Source organism: Frankia sp. CcMO1, assembly GCF_977945845.1.
In genome coordinates, this window is record NZ_CDWTMG010000271.1 from 1 (window position 1) to 6077 (window position 6077).

General features: G+C 71.6%; 6 protein-coding genes. 1 reads left to right on the top strand and 5 read right to left on the bottom strand.

All coding sequences use genetic code 11. The features are described from left to right. On the top strand, positions 1 to 1422 hold a 1422-nt coding region (locus AC08OU_RS21605), incomplete at its 5' end, for a FadD3 family acyl-CoA ligase (protein ID WP_476605646.1). A gap of 195 nt (positions 1423 to 1617) precedes the next feature. On the opposite strand, the gene AC08OU_RS21610 is transcribed toward AC08OU_RS21605, so the two are convergent. The 5 genes from AC08OU_RS21610 to AC08OU_RS21630 all read right to left on the bottom strand — a co-directional run. Next, positions 1618 to 2436 carry an NAD(P)-dependent oxidoreductase gene (locus AC08OU_RS21610; RefSeq protein WP_476605647.1) on the bottom strand — a complete coding sequence of 273 codons (819 nt, stop codon included), beginning with the start codon at positions 2434 to 2436 and terminating at the stop codon, positions 1618 to 1620. Between the two features lie 14 nt (positions 2437 to 2450). Continuing rightward, positions 2451 to 2972 (bottom strand): DoxX family protein, encoded by a 522-nt coding sequence (locus AC08OU_RS21615; protein ID WP_476605648.1) that lies wholly within the window; start codon positions 2970 to 2972, stop codon positions 2451 to 2453. A gap of 53 nt (positions 2973 to 3025) precedes the next feature. Further along, complete coding sequence (locus AC08OU_RS21620) at positions 3026 to 3988, bottom strand: alpha/beta fold hydrolase (protein WP_476605649.1); 963 nt, start codon at positions 3986 to 3988, stop codon at positions 3026 to 3028. Continuing rightward, complete coding sequence (locus tag AC08OU_RS21625; RefSeq protein WP_476605650.1) at positions 3985 to 5634, bottom strand: thiolase C-terminal domain-containing protein; 1650 nt, start codon at positions 5632 to 5634, stop codon at positions 3985 to 3987. The genes AC08OU_RS21620 and AC08OU_RS21625 overlap by 4 nt, the downstream gene beginning before the upstream one ends. 28 nt (positions 5635 to 5662) lie before the next feature. Beyond that, positions 5663 to 6077: cytochrome P450 (locus AC08OU_RS21630; protein ID WP_476605651.1), on the bottom strand; the 415-nt coding region annotated here is incomplete at its 5' end.

Consider the following 6077-nt stretch of genomic DNA (forward strand, 5'->3'; position numbering starts at 1 on the left):
CGCACCATCCCGGAGATGGTGCTGAGCGCGGGCGACCGCTTCGGCGATGCCGAAGCGGTCGTCGACGGCGCCCTCCGGATCAGCTTCGCCGAACTCGCCGAGCGCGTGCGCGTGGCGGCGGGATCGTTCGCGTCGCTCGGCGTCGAGAAGGGCGACCGGGTCGCGATCTGGGCGCCCAACTCGGCCGAGTGGATCGTCGCGGCGTTCGGCCTGCTCACCGCGGGCGGCGTTCTCGTGCCCGTGAACACCCGGTTCAGGGCCGCCGAGGCCGGCGACGTCATCACCCGGAGCGGCGCGAAGGCGGTGCTCGTCCAGGCGGGATTCCTCGGCCAGGAGTTCGACGTTCCGTCCGGCGTGCCGGTGCTCGACCTGAAGTCCGACTTCCTCGCCAGCGGGACCCCGCTGGAGCGGAAGGTGGACGGCGAGGACGTCGCCGACATCCTGTTCACCTCCGGCACGACGGGCCGGCCCAAGGGCGTGATGATGAACCACGTCCAGACCCTGCGGCTGTACGCGGAGTGGTGCGATCTCGCGGACCTGCGGCAGGGCGACCGGTACCTCATCGTCAACCCGTTCTTCCACACCTTCGGGTACAAGGCGGGCTGCATCGCCTCGCTGATCCGCGGCGCCACGATCGTGCCGATGGCGGTGTTCGACGTCGACCGCGTGCTCGAGGTCGTCGAGCGGGAACGGATCACGATGCTCCCCGGCCCGCCGACGCTGTACCACTCGTTGCTGGCGGCGCCCGGGGACCGCGACCTGTCGTCCCTCCGGACGGCCGTGACCGGGGCTGCCGACATCCCCGTCGAGCTCATCCGCAGGATCAGGGAGGAGCTGCCATTCCGCTCGATCATGACCGGCTACGGCCTGACCGAGGCGGGAACGGCGACGGCGTCCCGTCCCGGTGACTCGTTCGAAGACATCGCGACCACGGTCGGCAGGCCGTGCCACGGCGTGGACGTGCGCATCGCGGACGACGGCGAGGTGCTTGTCCGCGGCTACAGCGTCATGCAGGGGTACCTGGACGATCCGGCAGCCACCGCGGAGGCCGTCGACCCGGACGGCTGGCTCCACACCGGCGACCTCGGGACGCTGGACGAGCGCGGGTACCTGCGGATCGTGGGCCGCAAGAAGGACATGTTCATCGTCGGCGGGTTCAACGCGTACCCGGCCGAGATCGAGGGCTTCCTCCTGGAGCATCCGGCCGTCGCACAGGCCGCCGTGATCGGCGTCCCGGACGAGCGGCTGGGCGAGGTCGGCAAGGCCTTCGTGGTGCGGCGGGGCGCGGTCGAGGCGGAGGAGCTGATCGCCTGGAGCCGCGAGCGGATGGCCGGCTACAAGGTGCCCCGGTACGTCGAGTTCCGCGACGAACTGCCGCTGAACGCCACCGGCAAGGTGCAGAAGGACCTGCTCCGGGCCTGACGTCGGCAGGCCGGACGCCGTCGTCCCCGTGGCGCGCACGTGCGCGTGGGCGGTCGCCACCAGACTCGGTAAAAGTCCGCTGACACCGATATCGTAAACGGTTTCATGGCAGTTATACCGAGTCGGGTGGCGACCACCCAGCGCGCTGCGGACGGAACTACCGCCCGGGAGGCCCCCCGCCGCTGATCACACCGGTCAGCGGGCCTGGTCCATGCGTGCCAGCGCGACGTCGGCGGCGTCCAGCACGATTCCCCCGGACGCACCCGCCGCAGCGAGCAACTCGGCCACCAGCCCCACGTCCTTGCGCAGCAAGGCGCCGGCATGGGTCGCGAGGCGATCGAGCGTGCCGCCCGCCGACGCGACCCGGTTCAGCGCGAAGCTGTTCCCAGTGCCGTGCGAGAGGGCTTCGGTGAGCCGCGCCAGGTCGACGCCGAGCGCCCGGCCGATGTCGAGCAGGCCGGCCACGTTCGCGAGGTTCGCAGTGAAGAGGACGTTGTTGAGCAGTTTGGCGACCTGCCCCGCCCCGAGCGGACCCATGTGGACGACGGGGTCCCCATAGGTAGCGAACATCGCCCGGCACCGCTCGACGGCCACCGGCTCACCCCCCACCATCACCAGAAGACGGCCGGCGTCGGCCGCCATGCCGCCACCGCTCACCGGCGCGTCCACGAGATCGACACCCCGGCTCCTGGCCACCGCGGCCAGCCGGTGGCACGTGTCCGGATGCACCGTGCTGTGCACGGCGATCACACCGCCCGCGCGGAGCCCGGCCAGCACTCCCCCGTCCCCGGTCACAACCTCCTCGACGTCGGCGTCGTTCACCACGCAGATGCCGACGACGTCGCTGGCGGCGGCGAGCTCCGCCGGCGATCCGGCCACCTTCGCGGCCGTGTCCGCGAACGGCTCGAGCGCCGCCGGACGGCGCGCCCACAGCGTCGTCGCGAGGCCGGCTTCGACGATTCGGCGGGCCATGGGCCCGCCCTGGCTGCCCAGGCCGATGAAACCGACTCTCACCACACGCTCCCTCGTCATCCCGACGTCGACGCCGCGGCCACCGGCGCCGGCTGTGGCCGCCAGAACGCCGCCAGCAGGCCCGCCGTCGCGACGACGCCAACTCCGAGGGCGATGGCGCCACCCGCCCAGCCGTCCACCTCGATCCCGGCCGCGTGGTCCACCGATGCCGTGCCCGGGCCCAGGATCGCGAGCGCGACCGAGACCGCGGCGAGCACGAGCACGTACTCGTAGCCCTCCCGGAAGACGAAGAACCCGTTCGGCCGGTGCGCGAGCAGGCCCGCGACCAGCATCACCGAGACGACGGCGGCACAGGCCAGCGGCGTGAGCAGGCCGACGACGAGCAGCGCACCGGCACCGATCTCGGTCACCACGCTCGTCCAGGCCTGCAACGTGCCGTAGCGCAGGCCGAGTCCGCCGAACCAGCGCGCGGTGCCCTCGATCCGGCCGCCACCCCGCCAGTGGTTGAGTCCGTGGGCGATCATGACAACACCGATGATCACCCGAACGATCAGCAGCGCGGCGACATCCGCGTCCATCACGTCACCTCCCGGTCTGGTCTTGACACTGCGACCGCGCCATCCGCCGCCGCTCAGCCCGCATCGCTCATCCGGCTGTCCTGGCCACTCTCCCGGCGGACCGCGCATTCCTCGACGAACGACAGGACCTTCAGGTGGTATGCCGTCGCGGTCAGCGCGACGCTCAGATTGTGCCCGGCCCCCGCCTGCTCGTCGACGGCGACGTGAGGCGCGGCGGTGAACAGGGCCGCGATGTCTGCGAGCGCCGCAGGGTCCGAGCGCCACACCATCTCGTACTCGCCGACGGTGAAGTGGACCGGGACGCGCACCTGGCCGGCCAGTTCCGGGAAGTCGCTCGTCGCCCAACCGGCCGCCACGGCGCCCTCGTAGCCGGGCGACGGTGACGTGATGAGGGCCCCGCCGACGATGCCGGCCGGGTAGAGCCGGGCCGGATGCCACAGGAGCCTGCGCAGGCCGCCGCGTTCGGTGAGGGGCGTCCCGTCGAGCCGCGACGTGTCGATGATGTTCAGCGCGGCGGCGTGGTGATGCCTTCCCGTGCCCGCGATCTCCACACCCAGCAGGTCGGTCCGGCGATCGTCGGCTGCCATCCGGAGCGCGAGCTCGCACCCGAGCGAATGACCGACCAGGAACAGGCCCGCGCCGCGGGGGCGTGACTCGAGCAGCCGGTCCACCGCGGCGTAGGCGAGGTCGACCCGCCGTCCGGGTGCGGCCAGGTCCGCCGCGTACCGCGTGGAGCTGCCGTATCCAGGCCGGTCGAGCGCAATGACGGTGAAGCCGAGTGCCGCGCCCGTCCGCAGCAGCGACAGCCGGGGTTCGCCCGGGCAATCCCAGTACACCGCCTTCGACGACCCGCCGTGGAGCGCCACCAGGACGGCTCGCGGCTGCGGAACCTCCGCGACCAGTGCGGACATCGGGACACCGCCGACATCCACGACGGTGGACACGACGGGCTGGCCCCCGGCGCGGGAGTCACCTGCGGCACCGACGACGGTGAGTTCGCGGTCGTCGGCCGTCACGTGTCCGTCCTGAGCAGAAGCACGCCGCTCGGCGTCAGTCCGCCGGAACTGACGACCGCCACGCGGGCGTCCCTGATCTGGCGCGCCCCCGCCTCGCCACGCAGTTGCGCGACCGCCTCGTGCATCAGGCCCATCCCGTGGGTCCGACCATGCGAGAGCTGCCCACCGTGGGTGTTGAGCGGGAGCTGCCCGTCCCGGGCGATGTTCTTGCCGCCGTCGAGGAAGTCCTTGGCCTCGCCGATGCCGCAGAAGCCCAGCGCCTCGATCCAGGACAGGCAGTTGATCGTGAAGCCGTCGTACAGCTGGGCGACGTCGACGTCCCCGGGCCGCAGCGAGGTCCGCGTCCACAGGTGCGCCGCCTGACCGAGCACCTGTGGCTCGTGGGTCAGCGTGCTCTGGTCCCACTCCGTCCGTTCGACGATCTGCGTGCCGACGGCCTCTACGAGCACCGGCGGCTTCGGCAGGTCGAGCGCGGCGTCCTTCGCCGAGACGACGACGGCGACGGACGCGTCGCAGGGGACGTCGCAGTCGTACAGGCCGAGCGGAGTGGTGATCGGCCTCGCCGTCAGGTAGTCATCCATCGTGAGCGGGTCGCGGTAGATGGCCGAGGGGTTCAGCGCAGCGTTCGCCCGCTGGTTGAGCGCGATCCAGCCCAGCGTCTCCCGCGAGGTCCCGTAGCGGTGGAAGTGCCGCTGCGCGGTCTGCGCCAGGGTGTGGGCGGCGGACGTCGCGCCGAAGGGCACCAGCCAGCTCGTCGTCCGTCTACCACCGAGCGGAATCGCCCGCCCATGCTTGAGGAGCTCACCGTACGTCGACTCCCAGACCGTCCGGTAGCACAGCACGTGCCGGGCCAGGCCGGCGGCCACCGCCAGCATCGCAGCGATCACCGAGCCTCCAGGCCCGAAGGTCTCGGACCCGCCGTTGTGCCAGGTCGGCCGGATGCCGAGCGCGCCCTCCACGAGGGTCAGGCCGCCCTCGCCGAACCCGGCGACCTGCCCGGCTCCCGGGTACGTGGAGATGCCGTCGATGTCGGCCATCGTCAGGCCGGCGTCCGCCACCGCCCGCTCGCACGCCTGGATGGTGAGGGCGAGCGGGGACACCATCAGCCGACGGCCCGACGGTGACGCGCCGATCCCGGTGATGGCCACCTTGTCCTCGAACTTCTCCGTGCTGGCGGGCGGCCGGACGAGGCTGCGGATCCGTTCCGGCTCGACCTCGTCCGACGGGAGCGCCGCCGGCTCACCCTGCTCGGCCACGGGCCGGAACAGCGGCAGCCACACATCCTCCACCTGCTGGAAGAGGACCTCCATCCGCATCCCCAGCACGAGCTGCCCGGGATCGCACTCCACGGCGGTGGTCGTCAGCCGGACCCGTGAGTCCTCCTCGAGGGCGACGTGCGCCACGGTGTACGGCGCGGGCAGGCCCGGGAGGCCGAACCGGTGGTTGACCGTGAAGCCGATCAGCGTGGCGTACCCGGACACCTCGCGGACGCCCAGCCGGTGCCCGCCGCAGTGCCGGCATACCGGTTGCGGCGGGTGGATCAACGTCGAGCAGGACCGGCACTCCTGGATCCGGAGCCGGTCGTCGGCTCCGGACGTCCAGAAGAACTCGTTCTCGCTCGTGATCAAGGGCAGGGGGCGCCCCACATCGTCTCCTCGCTGCAGAGGCTCCGGGTCAGAGTTCGACCGTGGCACTGCCCTTCCGGTTGGTGACAGGCTCGGCGAGCCGCTGCTCGTCGCAGACCTTCTGGAGGATCTCGATGGTCTCGTCGAGGCCGGCACCGAGCCGGGGACCCGGCGTGAAGGTGGCGGGCAGGTGCTTCATCCCGTTGATGACGCCGATCGTGTCGTAGTGCTCCGCACCCTCGGGCTCGCACCGGAAGTCCGGCATCCGGTCGAGCACCTGGATCACCATGCGCTTGAACACGGTGCGGGCGACGTTGGAGCCGATGCAGCGGTGGAGCCCGAGGCCGAAGCTGTAGTGCCGGTTCCCCTTGCGCTCCAGCTCGACCTGGTTCGGGTTGGCGAACATGGACGGGTCGCGGTTGGCCATCGCCCAGGACAGCCACACCCGCTCGCCCTCCTTGAAC

Bases quoted from the DNA above. Each gene is read 5' to 3' on its own strand.
- AC08OU_RS21615 (WP_476605648.1), bottom strand. From the start codon at position 2,972: ATGGACGCGGATGTCGCCGCGCTGCTGATCGTTCGGGTGATCATCGGT.